The following is a 25444-nucleotide window of genomic DNA, read 5'->3' on the forward strand; positions in this document are numbered from 1 at the left end:
TGTTCCGTGCAAGAGGTCGGAAGGAGAGCTAAAACGGCTCCACTGCGGTACGGCGTCAACTGCTGTACGGCGCACCGGGCTCGCCCAGATCCCAGAAGACGCCCGTCATCAACTCCAGTGCTTCACGCATGACGGGAGCGAGCACGTGCTCGTCGGGCGCGTGCTGACGACAGCCGGGATACGAGTGTGGAATCCAGATGGTCGGCAGGCCGAGCGTGTCCGCAAAGCATTCGTTCGGGATCGTGCCGCCGAGATTGGGCAGCAGCGTCACGGGCTTGCCCGTTGTCGATTCGATCGAGCGCTCCGTGAAGGCGACCCAGCGGTTGTTCGGATCGAGCCTCGTTGCGGCGCCCGACGCTTCGATCGTCACTTCGATACCGTCGAAGCCTTCGCGGGTGAGATGCGCTTCGATCAGTTCTTTCGCGCGATGCCAGTCGGTGCCGACGACGAAGCGCAACTGGCAGACCGCTTCCGCCGCGCGTGGAATCGCGCTGACGGGATTGGCGATGTTGCCGGACTGCATCGCGAGCACTTCAAGCGTGTTCCAGGCGAATACACGTTCGGCGGGTGTCAGCCCCGGTTCGCCCCAGTTCGGTGACAAGGGAGGATCGCCTTCGTCCGTGCCGATTTCCAGATGCGCGACGCGTTCGCGCACTTGCGGCGGAATCGCCGGCGGCAGGAGCCCGTTGATACGGATGCGCCCGTGACCGTCGACGAGGCTCGCAAGCGCATTCGCGAGCACCGTCGCCGGATTGGCGAGCACGCCGCCCCAGTTGCCCGAATGGCGCGCGCCGAACGCATTGACCAGCGCGAGGCGGAAATGCAGCGCGCCGCGTGAGCCGAGGAACACCGTGGGCGAGGGCGCGCGTTGTCGCGGGCCGTCGGAGGCGATCAGCAAGTCGGCGCGCAGGCGTTCGCGCAACATCGAGCACATGACGTCGAGCCCCGGCGAGCCGACTTCCTCGCCCATCTCAAAGATGATCTTCGCATTGAAGCCGAGCTCGCCGCGTTCCGCGAAGACTGTCGCGAGCGAGGCGAGATTGATCGAGTGCTGGGCTTTGTTATCCGCGATGCCGCGGCCGTACCAACGCTCGCCTTCGACTTTCACTTGCCACGGCGAGCGCGTGTTCGTCCAGTTGGACGCGTCGCCACCGATCACATCTCCATGGCCGTATAGCAGCACCGTCGGCAGACTCGGCGACTCGATGCGCTCGCCGACCAGAAACGGCGGCATGCCCGGGATGGGGTTTTCCAGTATCTCGCAGACGAAGCCGAGCGAGACAAGCTGGCTTTCGATCTCCTCTGAAAGATATCGGCGCAGCAGTGGCGCGGCATCGGCTTGCTGGCTTTCGGTTGCGAGCGCGACGCGGCGGCTCAGTGTGCTAAAGAAGGCGCCGCTGTCGAAATGCGAGCGGACTCGGGCGATTGCGCTTTGTCGGGACATATCTGCTGCGTGGTGTTCGATCAGGTGTGTCCAGATTAGCCGTATCAAGGTATGTTGGTATTCGCAATCAAACAAGGTACATTTGCGTGGAAATCAAACCTCGCTCGTCGCCCGAGTTCAAGATGCGCAAACTGCTCGAGCCCTCTCTCTATTATTTTTCGGTCGTCGCGCAGGCGGGCTCGCTGTCGTCCGCAACGGAAAAGCTTGGCCTCACGGTCTCGGCGTTGAGCCGCCATATCGCAAAGCTGGAAGGCGATATTGGCGTGCCGCTCTTCGAGCGCCACGCTCGCGGGATGGTGCTGTCCCACGCCGGTCGGTTGCTGTTGCGACACGCGCAACGCACGTTATCCGATGCGCAGGCGGTCTTTGATGAAATCCAGGGGGAGGAGCGCAGGCGCGCGCGAACGATCACGATCGCGTGCACCGAAGGGTTTGCGTTCGACTTTCTGCCCGTATCGCTCAGTACCTTTTGCAGCGAGCATCCCGATATCGCCATTGAACTGGAGGTGGTGTCGTCCGAAAGGGCGAGCCAACTGTTACTGTCGGGGCAAGCGTCGATCGCGCTCGCATTCAGCTTCAAGCCCGAGCCGGGTGTCGTCGTGCAGTTCACGCAGAAAGCGCCGGTCATGGCCTTGATGCATGTCGATCATCCGCTCGCCACCAGGCAACAAGTTTCGCTCAGGGATCTCACTGCGTATCCCGTCGTGCTGCAGGACAAGGGCACGACCAACCGGCAGTTGTTTGATATCGCATGCAATGTCGAGGGCATCGAGATCGTGCCCATGATGACAAGCCGCTATGTCGCCGCGCTCTATCGTTTCGCTCAGGCTGTACCGCAGGCGATCATGCCCTCGGGGTATGTATCCGTCGCGAAGCGACTGGGCATCGACGGCCTGACCGCGATCCCGTTTGACAATCCGCTGTTGACGCAGCGCCGGCTTCAGGTGATCACACTGGCTGGACGACAGCTGGACGAACTGGCGCAGCGCTGCCTGAACTGGATCGTTGCGGATCTGGAGGAAACGTCCCGCGGTTCGTTGGTTGACGTTCACTCACTGCGGAGCTGAGAGCAGCTACGTTCGCTAAATTTTACAGAAATCAATTTAGCGATGTCGCGACATAATAATTAGGCATGCATATCAATTGTCGATCGGCTTGGAAAGGCGATATTGGCGGCAACCTGATCACAATTGGCATGGCGGCAGGCACGCGGTTCTGACACACGAGGCTGTCAAGGCGCGGCTCGGTCGATGGCAGGCACCGATCAGTTCGGGTCGAGGTCAACGGACGCAGGCCTTCGCTGCAAGCGACTTCTTCTGAGGCGCGCGGCAGCTGTGCAGAGGCACGTGTAGCATGTCGAGGCGCGATGCGCGAATCAAACAGTTCCGCCCATCTTGTCTGCAACTAACCGTCAGTGACGTTATCGGTCGTAGCCGGCTTCGCCAGCAATCCGTCAGCAGCGAGGGAGGCGAACCACGAGGAGCGTGCGACGTGACCACGATGCCCGCCTGCACGGCGCACGGTTATCTCAGGGTGTCCGAGGGCGGCGCGGCGGGCGCAATCGTACCCGTCATCAGTCAATGCGATGCTTTTCTCCTGTCTCGCGGTGCCGGCGGTCGTCGTCGACGTGCGGGTAGAGGCTCGTCGTGGTCAGCGACGCGTGACCGGGTTTGTCGCGCACGACGTTGCGCAGATCGACGCCGCCATCGGCCTTAAATCGGGGCAAGTGCACCAAGCAATGCCTTGGCCTCTCGCAGGTCAGCGGTGTCGAAGCCCTCCGTAAACCAGCCGTAGACCTCGGACAGCGCTTGCCGGGCGTCTGCAATTTTGCCCTTGCGCTGCCACAGCTGGGCCAGACCTGACGCCGCGCGCAATTCCAGCGATCTCGCGCCCTGATGGCGCGCCACCGCCATTGCCTTGCGAAAACAGGTTTCCGCTTCGTCGCTGCACGCGGACAGGCAACCATCCTTGTCCATTGCACCGAGCAGTATGCTGCCCTGGAGCCGATACAACTCCGCCTCGTAGTAGCGCTCCCCGGTTTTGTCCACGAACGCCATCGCCTCTTCGAGCGTGCCGAGGGCAGTTTCGCCGTTGCCCGCGCGCCCATAGCCGTCGGCCAGGAGGGCCAGAAAGTACGATCGATGGTCCTCGGAACCGGCAGCCCGGGCGGCGGCCAGGCCTTCGCGCATCTGGGCGATTCGCGCCAGGGGGCTTTCGCGCCCGGTCAGGGCGCAGCCCCGAAAATAGGTTCCCCACGCGACCCACAATGGCAGCCCCTCCTCGGACGCGAGCGTGAGGAGCGCATCGGCGTGCTCGAGGACCCGCAATGACTCCCGCCGGAGCTGATGCAACTCGGCCGCGTAAGCCAGCGCGTTCGCCAGGGTTGGACCAAAGGCAAGCTTTTGTGCGAGGGCAAGTGCCTCGAGGTTTCGCTTGTACGCCTGATCGGGGTAACCCTGAAGCCACAAGGTCAGAACCAGGATGTTCAACGCCCAGATGCCGGGATCCAGCGCATGAGCAATGGCATGTGCCTGATGCTGCTCAGGGTCGTAGAGGGCAAGCGCCTGTTCCGCGTGCGTGCGGGCGGCTTCGAGCTCCCCCTGGAGGAGGAGACACATACCGAGTGCGTCATGTGCGTAACCGAGCAAGGCCGGATCCTGGGCGCGCTGCGCCGTGTGGAGCATCCGTTCGGCCAGTTCGCGCGCAGTGGCATACTCGGCGCGCGACACATAGTGGATTCTCAGTCCAAGTTGCACCGCGAAAAGCTGTGACGTCTCGCCGATCTGCTCGCACAACGCCAGCGCGCGGGTATAGGTCGCCGCCACCTCCGGCGCGCCATAGCCTCTCACGTCCATCAAGGCCGGACCCAGCGAAAGCAGCAGCGTCAGTTCCCACTGCATGCGTGCAGGGGTGTCCGGCAGACGCTTGAGCAACTCGAGCGCGACGCCGAGGTGGTGCATCGCGTCCAGGTGGGCCGCATGTCGAAGGGCCTGTTGCGCGGCACGATGCAGATACTCGACGGCTTTCGGGATATTGCCGCTCAGGCCGTAGTGATGTGCCAGTTCGCTGCAGTAATCCGCGATGCGGGTCGGGAAGAGCGCCTCGATCGCCTGCGCGGTGCGCTCATGCAGTGCGCTACGGCGCTCCGTGAGCAGCGAATGGCCGGCGACTTCCTGGGTCAGCGCGTGCTTGAACGAATACTCGACCTCCGGAAACGCGGGCCGTTCGAAAATGAACTCCGCGGCTTCCAGGTGGGCAAGAAGCTGGCGCAGATCGTCATCCGTGTGCGCAACGGGGGCAGCGCAGATACGCTGGATCAGGCTGAACGGGAATTCCTTGCCGATGACGGCGAGCGTCTGCAGCAATTCCTTCTCCGCGACAGGGAGCCGGTCGATACGGGCGGCGAGCACGCCCTGAACGGTAGTGGGAATATGCAGCGACGCCGGGGTCTGCTCGATCCGGTAACGGCCAGGATCGCCGAGCAGCGATTTTTCCTCGGCCAGCGTCTGGACCACTTCCTCCATGAAGAACGGGTTGCCCTCGGTCTTTTCCAGGATGAGCTGCCTGAGGGGCACGAGAGAGAGGTCGTCCCCGAGCAGCGCCGTGAGCAGTCCCTGGGCTTCGGCCGGCCCCAGCGGTTCGAGTCGCAACGAGCTGCAGTGATCCGCGTGCTGCCAGCCGGGCTGATACTCGGGCCGGTAGTTCAGGAGTAGCAGGATCCGGGCGCCTGGCACGTGTTCGATCAGGTATGCGAGGAAGGCTTCCGTCTCGCGGTCCAGCCATTGCAGGTCCTCGAAGAGCAATTCGATGGGCTGATCGCGGCTCTCGCGCGTCAGCAGTTGCGTGATCGCGTCGAAGGTGCGGTCCCGCCGGATCCGGGAATCCATTTCTGCCAGCGCCGAACCGGCTTCGCCAACACCCAGCAGATGGAGCAGGTAAGGCACGAGATCCCCGAAGCTGCGCTCGAGCGTCAGCACCTTGCCCATGACCCTTTCCCGGCAACGTCGCTCGTCGTCCTGGGCGGTGATCTGGCAATAGTTCTTCAACAGCTCGATGAGCGGCAAATTGGCAAAAGCCTTGCCGTGTGATACCGAAAACGTCTCCAGCACCAGACAGCCGCGCCGGGAGCGCTCCTTGAATTCATGGAACAGCCGCGATTTCCCGACTCCGGCCTCGCCGACCACTGCAACCACCTGCCCGTGGCCCGTCCTGACCTCATCCAGCGCCCGGTTCAGGTGCTCCAGTTCGGCCTCGCGGCCTACGAACCTGGCGAGACCACGGTGCGCCGCCAGTTGCAGCCGCGTGCGCAGCGCGCCAAGACCCAGCACCTCGTACACCGGGAGTGGTTCGGGAATGCCTTTGACCTGGGTCGCCCCCAGGGCCCTGAACTCGAAATAACCTTCAGCCAGCTTGTGGGTCGCCTCGCTCACGAGGATCGACGAGGGCGTGGCGATCCCTTCCATCCTGGACGCAATGTGAATCGTGTGTCCGACCGGATCGTAGTCGGTGTGCAAGTCGTCCGTGCGGATCGAGCGCACCACGACCTCCCCGGTGTGGACGCCAACGCGGATCTGCAGCGGAATGGCTTTCTCCAGGCGAATGCGATCGCCGTGGCGGCGCATCGCCTGCTGCATGCGCAGCGCCGCGAAGAGCGCACGCTGCGGATGGTCTTCGTGCGCGATGGGCGCGCCGAACAGGGCGAGGACGCCGTCGCCCAGCAATTTGGCCACGTAGCCCTCGTAGTAGTGCACGGCCTCCATCATCAGCGCGATGACAGGCTCGATCAGTCGATGGGCCTCTTCCGGGTCCAGGTCGTGGATCAACGCGGTGGAACCGGCCATGTCGGCGAATAGCGCCGTAACGGTCTTGCGTTCACCGGCCGTCTCGCCTCTCGCTTCCATGGCCGCCTGCTCGGCGAGGATGCGCTGGGCAAGGTGGTGTGGCGTGTAATGAACCGGCGCTGGGGATGGTCCTGGAGCAGGCTGCGGACGCGGAGTAGACGCGGCAGGCGCCTCGGTCAGGGGACAGCCACACTCATTGCAGAATCTGGCGGAAGGCGTCGCTTCGTGCCCACAGCGAGGACATGCGCGCGGCAGAATGGCTCCACACACTTCGCAGAATTTGGCTCCGGCGAGGTTGTCGTATCCGCAGTTTGCGCAGTGCATAACAGCATTTCCCTTGCTACGGGGCCGTTTGAACATTATGCGCCCTACCCCGAGGGAAGTTCTTCGGTGTACAGGAGCCGTTGGCGGTTAGATGGGGATTTGGTGGCCGCGAGACGCTCGCACGGTCGGTTACGTGTCACGGAGAGGGACGTCCGAAGGACTTTGGAGTTGGCTGTTGAGGGCCGAACTGCGACAACTGCCGGGGGAATCCAGCGGGCTACCGTGCGGTGAAAGCCCGATCCATCTGGCAAGCCCTTTGACTTCATCTCTCTGCCCTGGCAACCGTCGCGATTGAGGCACGGTGCAGGTTGTCGCGCACCGTCGTCAGCTCTTCCTGCGGGCAGCGCATCCCGTTTTAAGGACTGGGTGGCCGAAAATGCCCGTTGCGACGTCCGCCTCAACACGTGCCGTGTCCAGGTGGCGGCGGATCGGCGATCGGCCCGGGCGCCGGGCGTGGACGGCAGGCAAGACATCGGCGTCGCAAATAGACCCGATGGCGCGGCCGGTCTATCTGTCAGGCGGATCGCGGTCGTCGGGCGTCCCACGTTCCGTCGCCCGCGCCCAGTTCATCCGGTGACGCCCGACCGTTGCGGCGTGACGGGCGTCGTCTTCCGCGTGGAGGTAGAGGCTAGTCGTGTTCAGCGATGCGTGGCCGAGATTGTCGCGCACGGTGCGCAGGTCGACGCCGCCGTCGGCCTGGTGGGAGCCCGCCGTGTGCCGCAGCCAGTGCGCCGACGCGCGTCCGAGTTCATCGGCGCGATCGGCGAAGGCCGGCCCGCGCGACCGGAGCCAGGCCGCAGCGTCCGCAAAGATCGCCTTGATCGCATCGTGCACGGCGGACCGGGACAGCGCGCGGGGCGGCCCCCGGAACGGCAGCAGCAGCGGCAGCTCGTCGGCGCGCGCGGGCAGCGCGGGGAGGCCGTGCGCGAGCCGGTAGCGGCGCAGCTCCTGCAACAGCTCACCGGACACGGGCACGGTACGCAGCTTGCCGCCCTTGCCGAGCGTCTGCAGCCACCACTGCTCCTGCCCATCGGCGCCGACGCGCCGGAAGAAGTCGCCCATCCGGCCGCCGGCCACCTCGGAAATGCGCAGCCCCTGCAGGTAGAAGAGGGTCATCAGCCACCGGCTGCGCGCAGCCCAGGCGCGCTGCCTCTCCGTCGCCTGCGGCAGTTGCGCGACGAACGCCTTGACGTCGTCCCACAGCGAGACGGACAGATAGCGCGTGACACGCGGCGCCGGCCGCGTCGTGCGCTGGCGCAGCAGCGCCAGCGGGTTGCCGCGCAGATAACCCGCGTCGACCAGCCAGATGAACATCGTGTTCAGGATGACCAGTGCCTGCCGCTGGCTGTGCGGCCCCAGCGGACCGTTGAACGGCCGCCAGCGCGCGTCGCGCCGCGGATATTTACCGCGGCCGGTCGAGACCCAGCGGGACGCGGGCTGCGGATCGGCGAGGAAGGCGCGAAACGCGAGCAGGTCCTCGTGCGTGAGCGACGACAGCGGCTTGCCGAGCTGCACGACGGCCCACAACAGCAGCCGTTCGGCTTCCTTGCGGTAGCTGTCGAAGGTCGTTTTCGTGATCGCGTAGTTGGCCAGCCACGCGCGCACCGCGTCGAGGTCGTGCCGGGCGGCCAGCTGGCAGTGCGCGACGCCGGCGCGGTTGCTGTCGGCGCGGCCATCCAGGGTGGCAGGCAACACCAGCGTCTCCACGGGCGAGACGGAGGGAAGGGCGGACGGCATCGGCGGCTCCGGACGGACATGTTGTCGATTCTACGCCAACCAGACGACATTATGGGCGTAATGTCGTGTAGCGCGAAAATATCGTCAATTATCGATCGTTTTACGTTGTATTATTGATCGCCGATACCCAGTTTCCCGTCCGATGACGGACGTTCTTTCCGACGAAGTCCGCCTCGCGGCCGAGATCGACCGCCTGAAGGCCGCGTTTCCGAAGACGCGCGAGCTGTACCGCGAGGTGTGTGCGCTACTGTTCTTCCGCTTCGGGCAGACGCCCACCGCCAACCGCCTGTACCAGCTCGTCAGGCGCGGCAGCATGGGCACCCCCGCGGCGGTGCTCGGCGAGTTCTGGGCCGAGTTGCGCGAAAAGAGCCGCGTGCGCATCGAGCATCCGGACCTGCCGGCCGATCTCGGTGCCGCGGCGGGCGAACTGGTCGCGACGCTGTGGACGCGGGCGACGGCGTCGGCGCGGGCGGAGCTCGACGCGCTGCGCGCGGAAGTCGAGAGTCATCGGGCAGAAGCGGATCAGCGCGTCGCCGCGGCACGCGCCGAGCTCGAACGCACCGAAACGGCGCTCGAGCAGCGCACCGCGGCGCTGCTGGCCACGCAGGTCGAGGTCCGGGAACTGGAGAAGGCGCAGGCGGAAGGGCACGCGGCACGCCAGGCGATGGAAGCCGACATCGTGCGCCTCAAAAACGAGGCGGCGGCACGCGACCGCGAACTGGAGAAGGTGCGCGACGGCTTCTCGCGCGATCTGGAGAAACTGCGTGAGACGGTGGCGCAGTCCGACGAGCGCCTGCGCGCGACGGAAAAGCGCGCGCTGCTCGAGATCGACCGCGAGCGGGGCGCGGCCGCGAAGCTGCAGAAGGAAGTCGACGAGACGACGAAGCGCGCCGATAAGCGGGAAGCAGACCATCGCCGTGCGGTCGACGCGCTGCAGGCGCAGCTCGGGGATGCCCGCCATCAGGCGGGTGTGCTGCAGGGGCGGCTCGATGCGGTGCAGGCCACGAACGTGACGCTGCAGCAGCAACTGGCCGCCCTGCGTGAGGCGGACGCCCGCGAGGCCCGGCCGGCCCGGCCGGGCCGTACCAAGGGCGCACCTGCAGGGTCCACCGCGGCGCGTCCCGTGGCGACACGCCCCGCACGTTCCGCGCGTGCGCCGCGCGTCGCGTCCGCGCCCGCCGGCAAGACGGCGGCGCGCCGCAAGCGGGGCAAGACCGATGGCAAATAGCCCCCGCCCGCGCAGGAGACGGAAAACCCCAGCCTGTCCGCCGATCGGCGCGCTGATGCGCTACGGCGAGCGGACCGTGCGCGTGATCGCCGAGGCGAGCGGCCAGCGCGTGATCATCGAGTCGGTTGACGAGGACGGCCGCACCTTCCGCAGCGTCGTGAAGTGGTCTAATCTGGCCGCTCTTGAAGGGCAGCTTTTCTGAGCGCGATGACGATACAGCCGACCATGCAGCAGCTCGATATCTTCGCTGACAGCCGCGACGTGATGTTGCGCAACGACGTGCTGGCGCCGCTGCAGCGGCGTGAGGCGGCGGCCGCGCGCACGGCCCTCGAACGGCTGGCGGGCGACTATCCGGACGATGGTGCGTTGCGCGCGCTGACCGTGCTGGTTGGCGAACTCGAACACGCATCGACGGCACCCTTTGCCGATCACGCTTCACTGGCCGTGGCCTGCCGTCATCTGGAGGGCGAGGTAGTGCCCGCGGCAAGGCGGGTGCTGCCCGCGCAGACGGTTCAGTCCTGGCTTGCCCCGAGCTGGCGGACGCTCGCCCGGCGGGCCGCGTCACTGCCGTTTCGCGGCGCCGACGCCGGCGATCATGCCCTGAACCATGCCGCGCCGCTGTGGCTGCTGGCGGGAGACGCAGCGGCCGCGTGTACTGCCGTCGAGCGCATCGAATCATGGTCGCGCATCCCGGCACCGCTTGCGTGGATGACCGAGGCGCGCTACCGGACGGACGGGCTGGATGCCGCATGGCCCCTGCTCGCGGAACTGGCGTGGCTGGCGCCCGCACGGTTCGCGGTATTGCTGCCCGTACTGGGTGACGCCTCGCTCGACGCGCTGCGCCGGCGCTTCGATGCGGAGTTTCCCGGCACCGGTGCAGTCGACGACTACGCCTGGTTTGCCGCGTGGCTGGTATTGGTGAAGCCTGCGCTGGCGGGCCGGCTGGGTGAGGCGCGGGTGCAGCGCGACCAGGCGGCCTCGCGTGCGATGGCCCTGCTGGGGGAAATCCTGCGCCGGGAGCATGAAGGCGACCAGCACGAACTGATTATCCTGCGCCAGGAGTTCAGCCGGCTGCATGCGCCTCTGTTCGAAGTGTACATGGCGACGCGGAAAGTGCAGCACCGGTGAGCACGACGATCGGGGACCTGGGACCATCGCTGACGCCGTTGTCGCACCGATGAGCCGGGCACAGGCACGGAGGCGAGATGACATTGAAGGCCCAGTGGTACCGCGACAGGCTTGCGAAAAAAGCGCGCAGGGGTTTTTGTGGCTACCCGGTCGCAACCGTTGCCTTCTATGGGCCCGACGACATGCGGGCGACAAAGGTGTCGGTTGGCATCGTCGCGCACGACGGTGCGGATGCCGATCCTGTTGAGCGATGGTTCTGTGAAACTCGCGATGCGAGGACCGATCCGGAAACCATCGAAGCGGTCGTCCGGTTCATTGAACAGCAGGGTGCCCGATCGGTCGCAACCGTCGATCGCATCATCGGGTGTCCGCATGAGGAAGGCATCGACTATCCCGAAGGCGAAGCCTGTCCGCTCTGTCCGTTCTGGCGCAACCGTGACCGGTGGAGCGGCGAGATCATCGGGTAAGTGCAGCCTGCAGTTTCCGCGACCACAAGATTCACACGCGGCTACTTGTCCTCATCATGGAGATCCTTGGGCAAGCGGGGTTTCATCACCCCGCGCGTGACTGGACAGCCCGCCCCGCTATCGTGTGGTGACCTGACATGAACGACAGGCGGCGAAAGATCATCCATGCGCAGAGGCAACGCCTCGAAGCGCTGAAAGTCAAGGTCGAAGAACTGAAGGCGGAAGCCGAACGTATCCGGAGCGAACTGGAAGCCGTACGCGACGACGAATAGGAAGCTTTCGACAACATGTCCGCGAGCAGGCAATCCGGCGAGCCCGGGCAAAATGCGGAAGTGTCCATCGACAACCTCGACACGGCCATCTGTGCGCTCGATGAAATTGAAGACCTGACGGACCTCGTCGATGCCATCGAAGCGCTCGGCGATGCGGAGAACGGATAACGTCTCCACGGTTGTTGCCCGGCCTGGGCAGCGCGAGAGACCCGGCATCAGGGAAGACGCCGCCCGGCGCTCCCGGTCGCGTCGCTTTATGAGAGGCGTGTGACTTTCCCAAAACAATCCGTTTCCCTGACGTCAACGAACCCGGGCCCGATGCGTTTTGACAGTGGACGACGCAATGATTCGTCGCGTTCCCCCCACTGGAGACTCCAATGAAGAAGCTTGCTGCCGCCTTGATTACATCGCTGTTTGCTACTGTCGCGTTCGCCCAGGCTTCCGCACCTGCTGCGACCGCACCGGCAGCCACCGCTACGGCTCCGGCCACGGCCGCCACGACGCCGGCGCCTGCACACAAGACGACGAAGCACATGCATAAAGTGAGTCACCACGTGACGCACAAGGAGGCGGCGCAATAAGACACGGCCTCGGCGCGAAGTATCAGAACCCTGCTTCGGCAGGGTTTTATGCTTTGAGCGATCGGCCCTGAACAGGGTAATCGTGTAGACCTCGTCAAGGTGTTCGCGGCAGTCGGTGGGCGCGGCTGCATTGGTCTCTCTCAAACCACGCTGCCTGATGCGAACGCGAGCACCTTGCCGCCAAGGCATTCGCGGCGGCCCGTGGGCGGGGCCGTCAGAGTGGACAAGCTGGCGCTTGTGCCTCTCAGAATCCCGCAAACGCTGCCTTATGCGAGCGCGAGTGCCTTGGCTCTTCACGTCTTGCGTCGCGCATCGAATGCACGCACTGTGCAGATTACGATATTGAAAATTCCGTGACGAGGGTTGTGCGCGCGCTTAACGCTTTGCTGCCCTGGCGGGACAAGTTCCCGCTAGCAAGTGAGGGGGTAGATCAAAGACTTCTACATCAGGCGTGAGCTGACGGGCAGGTCGTCGGCCTTATGGAAAGCTTTGTGTAAGGCCGATCAGCCGCCATGGCCTGTCTGGCAGAGGGCAGGGGACGTGCCGCCGCTTGACATAAAAAACCGCTGTGTATCTCACGTCCTTTGATGGCAGCCATGGTATCTGTTGTCGCCGTCAGTTTCTGGCGCAGTTTGCGAAACCGACGCGCCGGTTGATATGCAATCTGCATCTCGATTGACCATAACTTGGCGACGAAAGCGGGTAGAGAAAAACGACCCTGGTGGCGTGGCGCCGCGCGATATGTTCGGTGCGCCACGTTCGTGATTTTGAGCGGAGCAGAAGTCGTGATAAAAGAGCCGTTCGCGTTAGGCAGTGCGCCGTTGACGCGTAACATCAAACCAGGACATTCAGGAAATGGCAACAGGGATTGTGAAGTGGTTCAATGACGCGAAGGGATTTGGCTTTATCACGCCGGACGGCGGCGGGGAAGATCTGTTTGCACATTTCTCGGAAATCCAGTCGAGCGGCTTCAAGTCGCTTCAGGAAAACCAGAAGGTGTCGTTCGAAGTAAAGCAAGGCCCGAAGGGCAAGCAGGCAGCGAACATCCAGCCACAATAAGGTCTTCAGGTTGCGGCGAAACAAATGGCCTGTTTAGGCCATTTGTTTTTTGAATGCCGCCGATGATCGGTACCGAAAAGGTCGTTGCAGCGACGATCCGGCTTGCAGGGGCCGGGCATGGGTCTGCGCCGCGAGTCGACGCTTCTCCGAAATGAAAGTATCAAGCGGTTCAGGGTGCGTCCTGCCCGCCCAAAGAGGGCCCGGTTGCAACCCCTGAGTCCCGGGCGATTTTCGTGGCCAGTGCGCGGACCCGTGGACGCTAACAGCTTGTCACAATAGGACCGCTTGCTGCAGAAGCTCCAGGGCCTTGAGTTCGTCCAATCGCCCCGTGCGTGCTTTACCTGCCAGCGTCTTGAGCAATGCTTCCGCGATCGGCCTTATGCCATGAAGATTCTCCAGGCTCGTCACGGGAGCAAAGGCAAGTGGCGCAGGCATTTGCTGAGGCATTCCTGAAACGACAGGCGCTTCAGGGTTCGCCGGTGCATCTGCCGCGGCCACGGCACCATTTGCTTCAAGTGAGTGACCAGCGTGGTCGCCGGGCATGGCATAGACCGGTTGTTGCGGGCGGACGACGATCGTCTCGTTCCCGTTTGCCGTATCGGTCTGCAACGGATCATCTGGAACGCGCGGGACGTTCGCCTGTGCATCCAGCTTCGCATCGGCCGCAAGCGGCTCATCTTCCTTAGCGGGCACACGACCACGCGGAGCAGGCGCAAGCATATGCGATACCGATTCTGGAATTTCGCCTTCGGAGCGTGGTGTATCCAGCCACCCGGTCGGCAAACCGAGCCGCTGGGTGAACCGGTTTGCTTCGACAGCGTCCATGCGCTTCTTGCCATGTAGCCGATCGGCGATGTTGAACCCACTCATCTCCATGACCACGCCAAGTCGCACCTTCGATCCGTTGCGACTGGTGAGAAGGCGGAGGTTAGCGCGTCGGATATTCTCCGCCTCGGCGCTGTCGCTCAATGCCAGCGGTTGCTGTTTCGGTGTTTTAACAGACGTCTTATCTTTCAGACGCGAAGCCTTCAGCGGTTCAGGCATTTCGCTTCGACTATTCTTGACGGCTCTCGACGAACCGCCAGTTGCTTTCTTTGGCATTTGCCCTTCCTTGGACGAACCATTCTCAGGAACTGGTTGCTGGTTGACGGTCCCTGCAGGAGCCGGCTCAAGTGCTTCGGACTCTGCGTCGAATCCTTCATCGATCTGAACGAAGTCGAGCGGTGACTTCAGACGAACGATGGTCTCGTCCGCGAGCGCAGGGTTGGGCTGGTCAAAAAAGCCATGCGGCAACCCAAGCGCGGTTTCCATGTGAAACGCGGTCTCGGGCGTGAATCTCTCGCCGTTCATCAGCTCGGTCACGCGCGTCATGCTGGATTCAAGTGCAATCGCGATATTCTCTGCGCCCACCGCATCGACCAGAAACCGGAAGGATCGTGTTTTGAAAATGGAGGCAGTATCGGTCGTGTCTTGAGAGGGCGCCTTCACATACGGTCGCCCCTGCCGGTTAGCTGGAGATTTTTTCTCGTGGCGGGGTGGGCGTTGGCCGCTGTCACGAGATCCCGCATATCGCCTGCGGGTTTGACTCATATAGTAGGACTCCATGCGACGTTGATTCTGGACATGTTGATTATAGATGAGGCGATGTCGGCATTTGACGCCGTCCTCATGCTGTCACATTTCGGGATTAAGCTTTCCGCCCTCGGTAGTCAGCCCACGGTCGTGGGTGATCGTGCAGCGCCCGTCGCTGGAAAACCTGAGCGGGGCGTTTTTCTCGTTGCATCAGGAGCATCCCGTGCTGAGTGCCCACGAATTTGCAACATTGATGCTGGCCAAGCATTCCGTCGATCACATCGCGGATCGGGAAGAACTTGGTGCGCTGCTTGAACACCAGCTTGTCGCACTGGAGCGACTCGCGGGAGGAGCAGTACGCCCTCGCATCACGGAGGACGGAGAGTCTCTTCTCCGTAATCTTGCCTTTATCAATTGACGCCGGGTGCAGCCTGAAATCCGCCTGCCGCACGACTCGCGGGCCGTCAAACCTCAACGAAGCAGTTCCAGGCGGCGCTGGCAATGTTTGTCATCTCCGCCGCGTCGATAGCTCTGCATGGCCTTCGTGCGGTCCGGGACGGATCTGTCGTCGACGGCACCCCACAGGCCTTCCCAGAAAAGCCCGAGATTGAGTGCCGCGGCCTTGTGTCCCAGTTCAATGGCTTGCTCGTAGAGCGATCGCGCGCGACTCACATCAATCTGCATTCCCCGTCCTAGCCGTGCGCTATCGGCCAGCGCAGCGGCAGCCATGCCGCGCAGACGACTGTCCGCGGTTTCATCTTTCATCACATCGTCAAGAATCGCGTTTCCAGTCTCAAAGTCCGCCTCACCGCCTGTGGGCGTCACGAGAGAAATGGCCATGGCTACCCGCCACGCCGGGTGGCGGTTCACACCAATGCGCTCGAGCAACCAGCGGCCCAGAATAAGCTGCTCCATCCAGCGTGCTGGTAAGAAGCGCATTTGCGATTGCGGCGAGCGATTCGGGTGACAGGAATCCGGTCTTGTTTGCGGCGAGCACATGCCTGCAAAACTTTTCAACATCGAGGGACGGGTCGGCGCCACGCAACTGGTGCCATTCACGCTCAATCGTCCCGACCCAGCTTTCCATTTGCATGGTGAGCCATCCGCTGGTGAAGAATGCACCTGATTCTAGCTCACCTTTTTGCCGTCCCCAAAGCGATTTTGTGTGTGCTCACGCGCGGTCACTTCCGGGGGTCCCCACGGGAGACCGCTTTCAGGCTCGCCAGTCACGGAAGCGGGGTAACACGAGTGCGGGCAGACTCGCTCACCGTTTGTCCAGGAATGAAGGGGCACGAAAGTTGTGGCTTTCATACCCACATTCATCAATGCGACGACACCTTGCCCAAATGAAGGGGTGCCTATTGGGGCTACCCCTTCATTTCCGGACATTCATTGACGCGTCAATCAAATTCGCTCACGCAACTTTTGTTGGTGAGCGGTGGGCGCGCGGGGTGTAATCTGACGTCGGCCAAAGCGCCAAGGGAGGGCGTCTGCGCCTAGGCAACCGCGTAACAGCGGGCTGCCGCCTGAAGGCTGCGATAGCATGGGCGTGCGAGCGGAAACCAGATCGTCGGTTTGCCGGGGCGTGGATGCTCCGGGGCGCCAGAGTTCGGCGACAACTACTCGCTAGCGGAGGCCCGGCGACGGAGTCAGTGGCGACGTCGACGGCCGCAGCGTCGCAATGTAGCAACCCCATTTATCGGATTCGTTCTCGCTCTTGCTGCGTTTTCCGGCGGCCTCATATACCATTACAGTCATCCGCGTAGGGAGCTATCCATGAAAGTCGTCCGCAGCAAGCGTCTCGAAAAAGTCCTGAAGGACCCGAAGGCCGCCGAGCAGCTGCGCGTGTTTCTGGCGTCAGCTTCACTTGTCGAACCGAGCAACGTCGAAATCACCGTCAAGGATTCGAAGGGTAACTCTGTTTACTATCAGCCCAAGCTCGTCCGGGTGGCCGGGTCGGGAGCATGAACGTAGCATTTCCCGCTGTATTCCTCTTTCTCGTTGTTCTCCCCGGTTTCATCTTCCGCCAGTTTTTCCAGCGCAACGAAGTCCACACGTTCGATCACGCGCCTTTCAGTTCGGTCGTGCTGAAGGCGCTATTGTGCGCGGCAGTCTTCAATGCGGTCGTCGCGTTAAGCGTTCAGCAGTTCGGCTATGAGATCGAGTTCGGCGATGTGATTCGCCTGCTCGTTGGCGGTGCGAGTGCGCTGTCGGATCTGAACGGTCGCCTTGCATGGCTCAACATGCATCCGATGGCTGGCGCCGGGTATTTCGCCCTGACGAGTGTAATCGCGCTTGTAGCCGCGATGGCTTGGCGCTTGGCGGTTCAATGGCTGGAGCTTGACCGTGCGGGCCATCCACTCGCGGGTTGGGCGCGCGGCGATGCTCCGTGGTATTACCTCTTTTCCGGCCTCGACCACCCGAAAGAAGACGCTATTGACGGTGCGACGGTGGCTGCAGTGGTCGAATTCAAGGAAGGCTCCTATCTGTACACCGGCGTCCTCGACGACTATGAAGTGAACGCCGATGGTCAGCTCGATCGGTTACTTCTCGTGCAGGCCCAGCGTCGCAAGCTCGAAAGTGACCGAGAGTACGACGTAGACAGCGCAAAGTACGTTGAAGACAAGGCAAAGGCGCGCTTCTATCCGATCGCAGGTGACGTCTTCGTGCTCCGGTACGAAGAGATCAAGACCCTCAACGTGACCTACCTGTCACTTGGCCCTGAAAAGCAGATCGCGTGACGTCTTCGCACCATTCCTATTTTGGTCGATGGCCGTGTGTTTCAACGAGAAACACGGCTAGTGTGGACGCTGCGCCAACAGCGAGCTTCGCATGCCTGGACTGTAGCCCTTTCGCTCCCATGGCTTTACCGTGACCTGTGCCGTAATGATTTCTCAGTTCTGCAACGCCCTGGGTGATTGTCGCGAGATTGCTCAGTAACCGCTTGATGGTCTCCGCGGCTTTTGCCCTCTCCGGAATGTCGTCAGGTGTCAGTTCCAACTCCTTACTGGTCAGCTTCACCAGCTCAGGAAGGTCGGCGTTTTTGGAGTGAGCAACGCCACGTTCACTAAGAATCGTCTTGCAGCAAGTTTCCACCAGTTCCTTGGCCGTCCCGATTGCGAGGCCGGGATCGTTGAGTACCGCCGCGTCCATGCGAGTGATCTGTTGCGCCACGTAACTCGGGTCCGTACCTGCCAAAGTATCACGTGCAGCAGACACACCTGGGGTAGATACGATTCCCACGAAGCGTCCAACGTAGACCGGGCGACCCGACAGGCGCGTACGCTCGACTAGCTCAAAGCCATCTGCCTGGAGATGTTGATTGAACAGCTGGCACATGCGGTCGGCTTCGGTTGCATCTGAGCGGACTACCGGGTGTAGAGTCTCGCACAAGAATCGCAGGAAGATTTCATCGTCGCCGTTCATAAGGCCGAAGCGGCTGTCGTAGAACACCCAGTCATCATCCCAATCGAAATTGTTTACGCGATGCTGCCAGATATCGCCAGCCGCATTCTTGAAGCGGCCGTCTGTAGATGGCACGTTCTCGAGAACGTAGATGCGCGACAGAAATTCAGATTCCTCCAAGCGCCCGGACCAGTTCATTTTCTCGGCAATAATCGCGTCGATTACGTCGCGGCGGGTCAGTTGGCTGATTTTCAAAGGCCGCTCCTTGGCAGCAACTGGTCGATATGGGCCACGGGCCTAGCTGGCCCGTTTTTTCAGGCTGCTTCGGCGAGAGCAGCGCGTGCGCGCGCCTGAAGAATTCGCGAGCGCATCAGCTTGGCGACGGCAGCGAAGACTGGCACCACGACCGAATTGCCAAACTGCTTGTAGGCTTGGGTATCGGACACTGGTATGCGGAACGCGCTTCCATCGGGGCGATCATAGCCCATCAGTCTGGCACACTCACGCGGCGTGAGGCGACGCGGCCGATGAAGTAGGTTTTGCGAGTCACGCACTGGACGCGACGAGTCGAAGCCGCGATCGACGAGGATCTCTGAGCCGTCCTTGTAATAGCGGGCCGAGAGGGTGCGTGTGACGTCGTCCGGCCCGACGAGACCATATCCGAAACCATTGCCCTTCGACTTGTGCTTGATCGCGTAATCGAACAGATACTCCCAAAGCTTGGGCGTTAGGACATATTTGTCGTCGACTTCGGGCTCCAGGAGGTCGCCGAGCGTAAGGCGCTTCTTTGGGAAGTGGCGCACGATGTCCCGCAATGTGAATCCTTCGTGGATGCCCAGATCGTTGCGGAAGCCGACGAGGATGATTCGCTCACGGTGCTGCGGTACGAAGTGCTGTCCATCAATTATTTTGGGATCTTCAGCACCGCTCGCATCGACGTCGCTGATCCAGTAGCCAAGCTCGTGGAGCGTTTCGATGATGACCTTGAACGTTCGCCCCTTGTCGTGGCTTTTGAGGTTCTTCACGTTTTCCAGTACAAACGCTGCTGGACGCTTGGCGGCAAGTACTCGTGCGACGTCGAAGAATAGAGTTCCCTGGGTCTTGCACTCGAACCCGTGAGCGCGACCTAGCGCGTTCTTCTTTGAGACACCCGCGATCGAGAATGGCTGGCAGGGAAAGCCCGCGAGCAGAACATCATGATCGGGGATCGCTTCGTCGATATGGCGGTACGCGTCAGCTTCACTGACGTCCTCGCGATCGCTGAGTGTGACCTCACGGATGTCGGAATTGAAGCGGTGAAATTTCGGGTCGCTGTAATAGTTCGCCTTGTAGGTGCGTACCGCTTGCTCGTTCCACTCACTCGTGAACACGCAACGGCCGCCAATCCCCTCAAAGCCACGCCGGATGCCGCCGATGCCAGCAAAGAGGTCAATGAAATCAAACCCGGGTGCTGCGAGCTTCGACGAAGCTTTGGGTAAAAGGCTCTGCAGAGCCGCAGATTCGTTGCGGTCGAGCTTGGGTGATGCTTTGCCATTGATCCAGCGGTTGATCGTTTCGCGGCACCAGCTGTCAGGTGAAACACCGTTCAAAACTTCGGCAACTTGTTTCTGGTCGTAGACCTCAAGGATCCGGCGGATCAAATCAAGGTCGTCGCTGGCGTTCTTCATGTTCTCGTTATGCTGGGTCAAATGCGTGACATCCTATCACTCATTTGACCCAGCGGGTAGGCCGATCTGCGTCGACCGGCTGTTCCGGTGAAGCGTTACGCCGAGCGGATCAGCGACGAACGCCGCTGGCGTATCTCGTGGCGGAAGAAGTCGTTGAACGTGATGACGTTCGTCTTTGGTTTGTAGACAGTGTCGTTGGAAAGCTTTAGCGATTCGGGCACAACCAGGACTATGTCCTGCGCGGCCATCGCGTCGATTGCATCGGCGGAAACACGGTCGTCAACCGTCGCAAGGAAAAAGGCGCAGTTCACCTGTTCGAGACTCACCTGTTTCCAACGCTCCCGCAGTGTTGTTTTCGCGGACAGGATCATTGCTTCGTCGTTGATGCCCGTGGCCGCGAGGACACGATCAAGCGTGGGCAAAACGAAATCTGGTCGAGTTGAGCCGCGGACAGCTTGCGGTAGGAAGTGAATATTGCCTTCCGACAGCATGGCCGCAATATGGTGCTCGAACGATCGACCAGCGCGCGACTTGCGTACCTGACTGGCGCTGAGGAAGATCGCGTTCAACTGCGCAAAGCCCCGCACCACCGCGCCGGCGAGGCCACCAGGCCCATCGGTGCCAAGTAGCTGGATGACCTGTGCCGCGCGGTGTCGTAGTTCCAGTTTCTTGAATAACTCGAATTCGACGTCACGGCTAATCTGCATGATGGCGTCACCGGGTTCGGCTAGCTGGTAAGGATCGAGCGTTGCGACGCCAGTACGACGCTTCCATTCCTCTTGTGCGCTATGCGCCATGGCGGCAGGATGCGGCATCACGGCGGCGCTTCGGATGAACTCGTCGAGGGTCCCGGACGCGATTGCCGCCTCAAGTTCGTGCTGCAGTGCCAGAGTGTTGTTCGCTTCCTGCGCGGCAGGGTCAGCGACGTCGAATATATCGGCCTCAAAATCGGCGCCGATGTTGTACAGCGTCTCTAGCCATTCTGCGTCATCTGTCAACGAGTCGACGACGACAAACCAGTACGTTGCGCCAGATTGCGGTTCGACGAGCATGCCCGCCAGTAGCAACGATGCGGGGTTGAGGCTTGCAAATTCTTCCTTCGGCACGCCCGTGAAATGAGTTTCGCGCCCTTTGTTCGTGTAGCGGACCAGTCGCGACCGCCTCGTCTCACCGGAGGCAATCCATAGCGTTGGCAGTGCGGTTTCCCAGATATGCGGCTTGTCCAGACGCTGCGTCGTTGGCGGGAAAAATGATTGGTCCATCAACGAACGTGGTACATAAAAACCGTTTTGATGACTGTCTCGGCTGTCGGCCCACTGGCAGTCATTTCGTGCCAGCTTTTTTATCGCGAGGCGCGTGCTTCGGCGCATCCAGTGCTCGATCGTGTCCCTCTGGCTTTCCTGCATGGCTCTTCCTTTCTTTGATATGTGGTCAGCTGCAACGGCGACAGCGGCCTCGAAGCAAATCGCGGCGGGTAACGTCGACCTATCGAGTCGTACGGAAGGACAGGCGGCCTCGCAGAGTGCTTCGTCAGAGGGGCCGGCCTAGCTCGCGCCGTGGGCTGGAAAGACACGCCATCCTATTCGAACGTCTCATCTCGGATGCGCGCTTCGTTTGCTTCGCTTCTTCGTTCGACGGCAATGTGTTCATTCAACTGACGTTGTGCTTCTCTTACCGAGGGCATTATGGTTTCGGGCAAGATATCGTCAAGCTTGCACAATAGCTTTGCATTAGACTCGATGATCGAGGCTCTCGAACCAGACCAGCTATACGGGCTCATCTTCTCAACAAAAATTCGAAGCACGGCGATGGGGTCTGGGGCATGCTTCAAAAGGGCCGCCGCCTGCTCTGACCAAGTTAGTCCGCCTACGTCCTCGTCGCTCTTTGAGTAGCCGATAATACGAGCAGCCTGCAGATAGCGGAGCTCGGCCTCCTTTTCGCACCACGCGATCAACTGCTCAGAGGAGATCGCGTCTGCCGGGTTTGGTCGGTTGGAACTTTCTGCAAAGGTCTCGACTGCGTACTGAATCAGCGGGGCTTGGAGAAGGACATCCAAAACTGCTTCAGGATGTAGCTCAAAGAACACGCGTAATGTGTCGGTGTAGTCTGACCATGAGGCTCGTCGTTGCGAAACAGCCTTACCAAACCGGTCCATAAAATCGACGGCAGAGGTATGGGCGTCAGGCATGCCGAGCACATTCTTCGCAACATGCGCAATCTCCATGTCGCGGTGCGCTGTATCTTCGCTGAACTCGACTTGCGGAAGTATCCGCTTCCCAGCGTCGACGAGTTCGGGCGGAAGCGCCGCCGTGCGGTCGATTCCCCAGATGTGCATGAACAGTACGTTCAACGCCGTGTTTGGTCCACCGGGGCGTGCGGCGATCTCGAGCAGAAGATCGCGTAGCGCATCCGCGGGCAATGCGGCTGTCGTTCGCCCGAGTCCAAGGCAGGAATACGAGCCGATCTCTGCGATGTCGAGATCCAGAGCGGTGCCGAGGCGCTTTGCCGCGCGCTCATCAAGTTGGACGGAAGCTTGAAGATAAGGAAACGCAGTGCGTAGTGTGGGATCGTCCACCGCTGCATCGAGCAGCTCGTCGGCAAGCGATCGCTCGTTTTCCCACAGCCAGGCCAGAAATCCACAGAGCACGTCGATCCGCCGGCGCTCCGCCGGAAGTTCAGTGAGCTGCTCAACGAAACAAATCCACGTGCGGCGCCGGTTGCGCGAACCGGCCGCGAGACCCCGACCGAAAGGGAAAGCCCATCGGCCCTTCGTCAACATCTCTGCCAGCAACTCTTCGAACGTTGCGCGGTCGGCTGCAACAGACTCACCGAGACTGGACGCCGCTGCCTTGATCCGATCGTGCGATGTCTCAGTGGGACCATCCGTGTCGAGCAAGGCGTCGACGTGAATCGTGTTGCCTTCGTGGAGAACGATCGCACGAACCTTGTCCGAGAGCGTGATGGGACGGAGGGCTTGCTCGAGCGCCGTCAGGCGTGAGAGGTGCGGATCGGACGAGTCGGCTAGGAAGTGAAGCGCTTGGCGGCAGGCGCCCCAGCCATCAGGCCAAAAGGTGCCGACTGCGAATTTGCGCATAAGTGCATCGACCTCAAGATGCACGTATCCGTACTTCCAGAGGCCGCGTAGCCGCTGTGTGAGTACAGTACGCAGCGGGGTCGCCAAACTGGGAGTGGTCGACGCAACCTCATCCAGCAATCGGAGGCCGAGGTGGAACCATCCTGCGATATCTTCGACTGTTGAGGGATGCAGTCCGTAGCCGCGTGAGCGCGAGCCAAAATCGAACTGGCCAAACGAGTTGAAGTGCTCCGTTTGAAGTGTTCGGTTCAACGCATCGAGGCCAAGCTTGCGTGCAGCTTCCTCTGACGAGTGCAGAAGTGTTGCTATAACTTCGAGCCGCAGTTCAATCGGCGCGCATGTACCTGACAATCTGATCTGGAATAACGAGAGGAAGGCATCCGCAGCGGTCTTGTCCGGCTCGGTCGCAATCCTGGCAAGAAGTTCTGCGCTTCGGCGGAAAAACGCGGGCTCATAGGCGAGGGCCCGAAGTATGTTGATTCGGCGCGTCCAGTAGCGCAACTGTGTCGATGCGCCTCCGCCCATCGCGCGCTCGAGTGCAGTGAGTGTAGCCTCAGGACTGATCGGCGCGATATTCTCGAACATTGCGCGGCCGAGATCGTTCAGCTCGGCGACACTTCCGAGCCATCCGTCAGGAGCAAGCCAGTTGTCTGCGATTGCGACAACTTTTGGCTGTTCGTGAAGATAGAACAGTCTGCGCGAGAACGACCGGGCCAGACGCGGATGAGTCAGAAGGTGTTCTTCGATAAGACTGTAGGGCGTGTCTTCAATTGCGCGAGATGCGAGCCGATTTGCCAAAGCGTGGGGCAGGAGGGCGCGCCACACGCCGCGCTTTTGCACGAGCTCCCGCCTAAGCAACTCGTTCACATGCCGATAGGTCTGTTCGGATGTCTGTCCAGCGAGGGCTGCGACGCGAGGGAGTTCGGCCGACTCCCCGTCGTGCGATTCTCCGTCGAAGGAATACACCATCGCGCAGGCTTGTGCGGTGCGCAGGAGGTCATTGTCCCGATCTTGGCGCTGCCGAAAAAGACGATCGAAGAGCGCCTCATTGGACAAGCCAGCAACCGACCCCCCTCTCTCGACAGTTTCTGCGAGTGCAAGCGCGACCCGGGCATTTCCACCGGCGGCTCTGGCAATGGTCTCGGAATCCACCCTAGAAAGGTGTGGAAATTGCCCTTGGATAAGATCGGTGATGAGACCGGCCGACGCCTGATGGAGTCGAACGACGTGCGTCCCCTCTGGCTGATCGTCGCGGACATCGTACTCGATGGTCAGGAGGCTCACCTTGCTGTTCTCACGCCTACAAGTTTCGGTCAAGCGCTCATGGAGATCAGGCGGACAATTATCAACGACAAGTACGGCGCGCTTGCCGTTTGCTATTAGGTTGGTGAGCAGCGCCACGGGCGGGGGATCGGGCTCGTCCGTCAAATTCGTATAGATGGCGAGCGACGCTGGTAGCGACGAAGTGCCAATGCGTCGATCGAACAGCGCCTGTGCAAATCGTGTCTTGCCGACCCCGGAAAGTCCTACCAGTCGAACGACCGCTCGAGGCGCCGCAAGATCCTTACTGATGGCATCGAGCGCGTCTCTGGCAGAAGTCTGAAACCCTTCCGCCGTGTCGAGATCAGCACGCAACGTATCGTCCATAAGGTATTCGGCGCCGGCACTTTTAGCCGTGGCACTCCATGCTCCATGCGGACGCCAGCCGCTTACAGACGAGCCGACACGCTCACGAACCCACGCAACGAGCCCAGGGTGACGATTCGTCCATGAGGCCATCCGTCGGCGGTCGTAAAAATCCGTCGCAAGATTTGCAGCGTCGGCGACGCCGTCCAGCGCTTCGATCATGGCATTACGTCTGTTCCGCAATGCGCTGTCTGACACCGAACTCGCGGAACTGACGATGACGTAGGCTCCCGCTGCGCGCACGAGTTCAGCAATGGCGGGGCGGATTTCACCATCCGGTCGCATCTCTTGGAGGATAGACGCACGGGCCATGTCCGGCTTCTTAACCTGGAAGCCCGTCTGCAAGCGAGGAATATATCCATCGATCGCTGCGGAGTTCGGCAGTGCAACTCTCACGTCCAATCCACCATCAGATGCAGTCTGATTGCCGCCCCAAGTGACTGCCGCCGGCGAAAGTTCCAGACTTTCGAGTTCCGCTTCACATAGGCGAGCTACGAGTTCGCGAAGGTCAACATCGTTTAGGCGGGCAATGTGATCGTCCGTGATATCAAACATAAAGCTGGATGTAATAAGCGATCGCCCGATTCTACAACTTTGGGTTCGCTGGCACTGGTCGGATCATCCGGAGAAGCGCCCAAGATTTTTGGCCAAGGTTTCTCGCGAGACGATCTGGTTACGCATAGATACTTACCTTGTGCTTCGCGCTCCATCTAGTTCGAGCCTGTCAAGGAGTGGACCGTCGTGGGCTGTGGGTACGACGCCAATGTGTCTGTGCAAAAATGATTGAATTTCTACGTAGAAACTGATCAATTGACCGTCGTAATCCATAGGGCGGCCGACATGCATCCTGCATGCCCGTCGAGACCAAAGGCTTGCCCAGCTTCGGATGATATGGGTCTAACGCTCGGACCACGCTGCACGCCCAGATCGCACCGTTGA

Annotated in this window: 21 protein-coding genes; 10 read left to right on the forward strand and 11 right to left on the reverse strand. The window is 61.5% G+C overall.

Translation table 11 applies throughout. From position 1 onward, the window contains the following. Positions 1-55 precede the first annotated feature (55 nt). A complete protein-coding gene (locus VSR68_RS32800) occupies positions 56-1444 on the reverse strand; it encodes a M20 family metallopeptidase (RefSeq protein WP_342943738.1) in 1389 nt (462 codons plus the stop codon). On the opposite strand from VSR68_RS32800, the gene VSR68_RS32805 reads away from it, so the two are divergent. After that, a complete protein-coding gene (locus VSR68_RS32805; protein WP_342943739.1) occupies positions 1426-2511 on the forward strand; it encodes a LysR family transcriptional regulator in 1086 nt (361 codons plus the stop codon). The genes VSR68_RS32800 and VSR68_RS32805 overlap by 19 nt on opposite strands. 506 nt (positions 2512-3017) lie before the next feature. Here VSR68_RS32805 and VSR68_RS32810 read toward each other — a convergent pair. From VSR68_RS32810 to VSR68_RS32820, 3 genes are all read right to left on the reverse strand, one after another. Further along, positions 3018-3170: a hypothetical protein gene (locus VSR68_RS32810; RefSeq protein ID WP_428983638.1), complete on the reverse strand. Its 153-nt coding sequence runs from the start codon at positions 3168-3170 to the stop codon at positions 3018-3020. After that, positions 3157-6609, reverse strand: coding sequence for an adenylate/guanylate cyclase domain-containing protein (locus VSR68_RS32815; protein WP_342943740.1), 3453 nt, complete (start codon positions 6607-6609; stop codon positions 3157-3159). The genes VSR68_RS32810 and VSR68_RS32815 overlap by 14 nt, the downstream gene beginning before the upstream one ends. A gap of 507 nt (positions 6610-7116) precedes the next feature. Further along, positions 7117-8346, reverse strand: coding sequence for a tyrosine-type recombinase/integrase (locus VSR68_RS32820; RefSeq protein ID WP_342943741.1), 1230 nt, complete (start codon positions 8344-8346; stop codon positions 7117-7119). A 142-nt stretch (positions 8347-8488) separates the two neighbouring features. On the opposite strand from VSR68_RS32820, the gene VSR68_RS32825 reads away from it, so the two are divergent. From VSR68_RS32825 to VSR68_RS32840, 4 genes are all read left to right on the forward strand, one after another. Beyond that, entirely contained in the window at positions 8489-9574 is a 1086-nt protein-coding gene (locus VSR68_RS32825) for a DNA-binding protein (RefSeq protein ID WP_342943742.1), read from the forward strand. Positions 9575-9629: 55 nt separating this feature from the next. Next, positions 9630-9776: a hypothetical protein gene (locus tag VSR68_RS32830; RefSeq protein ID WP_428983639.1), complete on the forward strand. Its 147-nt coding sequence runs from the start codon at positions 9630-9632 to the stop codon at positions 9774-9776. A 23-nt stretch (positions 9777-9799) separates the two neighbouring features. Further along, the gene (locus VSR68_RS32835; RefSeq protein WP_342943744.1) at positions 9800-10702 is read left to right on the forward strand and encodes a hypothetical protein; all 903 of its coding nucleotides are present in this window, start codon (positions 9800-9802) and stop codon (positions 10700-10702) included. Between the two features lie 77 nt (positions 10703-10779). Next, positions 10780-11169 (forward strand): hypothetical protein, encoded by a 390-nt coding sequence (locus tag VSR68_RS32840; RefSeq protein ID WP_342943745.1) that lies wholly within the window; start codon positions 10780-10782, stop codon positions 11167-11169. Positions 11170-11210: 41 nt separating this feature from the next. Here the strand turns inward: VSR68_RS32840 and VSR68_RS32845 are convergent, their stop codons facing one another. Further along, positions 11211-11618, reverse strand: coding sequence for a hypothetical protein (locus VSR68_RS32845; protein ID WP_342943746.1), 408 nt, complete (start codon positions 11616-11618; stop codon positions 11211-11213). 200 nt (positions 11619-11818) lie between these two features. Here VSR68_RS32845 and VSR68_RS32850 point away from each other — a divergent pair, with 200 nt between their 5' ends. After that, complete coding sequence (locus VSR68_RS32850; protein WP_342943747.1) at positions 11819-12022, forward strand: hypothetical protein; 204 nt, start codon at positions 11819-11821, stop codon at positions 12020-12022. Between the two features lie 855 nt (positions 12023-12877). Next, positions 12878-13081, forward strand: a complete 204-nt coding sequence (locus VSR68_RS32855) for a cold-shock protein (RefSeq protein ID WP_152765322.1) — start codon at positions 12878-12880, stop codon at positions 13079-13081. 270 nt (positions 13082-13351) lie between these two features. On the opposite strand, the gene VSR68_RS32860 is transcribed toward VSR68_RS32855, so the two are convergent. After that, a complete protein-coding gene (locus tag VSR68_RS32860) occupies positions 13352-14671 on the reverse strand; it encodes a hypothetical protein (protein WP_342943776.1) in 1320 nt (439 codons plus the stop codon). A gap of 142 nt (positions 14672-14813) precedes the next feature. Here VSR68_RS32860 and VSR68_RS32865 point away from each other — a divergent pair, with 142 nt between their 5' ends. Next, positions 14814-15071: a hypothetical protein gene (locus VSR68_RS32865; RefSeq protein WP_428983640.1), complete on the forward strand. Its 258-nt coding sequence runs from the start codon at positions 14814-14816 to the stop codon at positions 15069-15071. Positions 15072-15124: 53 nt separating this feature from the next. Here VSR68_RS32865 and VSR68_RS32870 read toward each other — a convergent pair whose 3' ends face one another. Further along, entirely contained in the window at positions 15125-15568 is a 444-nt protein-coding gene (locus VSR68_RS32870) for a hypothetical protein (protein WP_342943748.1), read from the reverse strand. Between the two features lie 861 nt (positions 15569-16429). On the opposite strand from VSR68_RS32870, the gene VSR68_RS32875 reads away from it, so the two are divergent. After that, a complete protein-coding gene (locus VSR68_RS32875) occupies positions 16430-16621 on the forward strand; it encodes a hypothetical protein (protein ID WP_342943749.1) in 192 nt (63 codons plus the stop codon). After that, entirely contained in the window at positions 16618-17394 is a 777-nt protein-coding gene (locus VSR68_RS32880; protein WP_342943750.1) for a hypothetical protein, read from the forward strand. The genes VSR68_RS32875 and VSR68_RS32880 overlap by 4 nt, the downstream gene beginning before the upstream one ends. 16 nt (positions 17395-17410) lie before the next feature. Here VSR68_RS32880 and VSR68_RS32885 read toward each other — a convergent pair whose 3' ends face one another. The 4 genes from VSR68_RS32885 to VSR68_RS32900 all read right to left on the reverse strand — a co-directional run bounded on the left by VSR68_RS32885 (position 17411) and on the right by VSR68_RS32900 (position 25060). Further along, complete coding sequence (locus VSR68_RS32885) at positions 17411-18313, reverse strand: abortive infection family protein (protein WP_342943751.1); 903 nt, start codon at positions 18311-18313, stop codon at positions 17411-17413. Between the two features lie 59 nt (positions 18314-18372). Further along, positions 18373-19746 (reverse strand): DNA (cytosine-5-)-methyltransferase, encoded by a 1374-nt coding sequence (dcm, locus tag VSR68_RS32890; RefSeq protein WP_342943752.1) that lies wholly within the window; start codon positions 19744-19746, stop codon positions 18373-18375. A gap of 74 nt (positions 19747-19820) precedes the next feature. Further along, entirely contained in the window at positions 19821-21131 is a 1311-nt protein-coding gene (locus VSR68_RS32895; protein ID WP_342943753.1) for a type II restriction endonuclease, read from the reverse strand. Positions 21132-21304: 173 nt separating this feature from the next. Next, positions 21305-25060 (reverse strand): hypothetical protein, encoded by a 3756-nt coding sequence (locus VSR68_RS32900; protein WP_342943754.1) that lies wholly within the window; start codon positions 25058-25060, stop codon positions 21305-21307. Positions 25061-25444 lie beyond the last annotated feature (384 nt).

The organism is Paraburkholderia phymatum, assembly GCF_038900715.1.
Taxonomy (GTDB): domain Bacteria; phylum Pseudomonadota; class Gammaproteobacteria; order Burkholderiales; family Burkholderiaceae; genus Paraburkholderia; species Paraburkholderia phymatum_A.

Coding starts and splice junctions, on each gene's coding strand:
- VSR68_RS32800 (WP_342943738.1), bottom strand. CDS start 1,444: ATGTCCCGACAAAGCGCAATCGCCCGAGTCCGCTCGCATTTCGACAGC.
- VSR68_RS32895 (WP_342943753.1), bottom strand. CDS start 21,131: ATGCAGGAAAGCCAGAGGGACACGATCGAGCACTGGATGCGCCGAAGC.
- VSR68_RS32835 (WP_342943744.1), top strand. CDS start 9,800: ATGCAGCAGCTCGATATCTTCGCTGACAGCCGCGACGTGATGTTGCGC.
- VSR68_RS32840 (WP_342943745.1), top strand. CDS start 10,780: ATGACATTGAAGGCCCAGTGGTACCGCGACAGGCTTGCGAAAAAAGCG.
- VSR68_RS32860 (WP_342943776.1), bottom strand. CDS start 14,671: ATGAGTCAAACCCGCAGGCGATATGCGGGATCTCGTGACAGCGGCCAA.
- VSR68_RS32875 (WP_342943749.1), top strand. CDS start 16,430: ATGAAAGTCGTCCGCAGCAAGCGTCTCGAAAAAGTCCTGAAGGACCCG.
- VSR68_RS32870 (WP_342943748.1), bottom strand. CDS start 15,568: ATGGAGCAGCTTATTCTGGGCCGCTGGTTGCTCGAGCGCATTGGTGTG.
- VSR68_RS32830 (WP_428983639.1), top strand. CDS start 9,630: ATGCGCTACGGCGAGCGGACCGTGCGCGTGATCGCCGAGGCGAGCGGC.
- VSR68_RS32900 (WP_342943754.1), bottom strand. CDS start 25,060: ATGTTTGATATCACGGACGATCACATTGCCCGCCTAAACGATGTTGAC.
- VSR68_RS32855 (WP_152765322.1), top strand. CDS start 12,878: ATGGCAACAGGGATTGTGAAGTGGTTCAATGACGCGAAGGGATTTGGC.
- VSR68_RS32850 (WP_342943747.1), top strand. CDS start 11,819: ATGAAGAAGCTTGCTGCCGCCTTGATTACATCGCTGTTTGCTACTGTC.
- VSR68_RS32880 (WP_342943750.1), top strand. CDS start 16,618: ATGAACGTAGCATTTCCCGCTGTATTCCTCTTTCTCGTTGTTCTCCCC.
- VSR68_RS32825 (WP_342943742.1), top strand. CDS start 8,489: ATGACGGACGTTCTTTCCGACGAAGTCCGCCTCGCGGCCGAGATCGAC.
- VSR68_RS32820 (WP_342943741.1), bottom strand. CDS start 8,346: ATGCCGTCCGCCCTTCCCTCCGTCTCGCCCGTGGAGACGCTGGTGTTG.
- VSR68_RS32815 (WP_342943740.1), bottom strand. CDS start 6,609: ATGCACTGCGCAAACTGCGGATACGACAACCTCGCCGGAGCCAAATTC.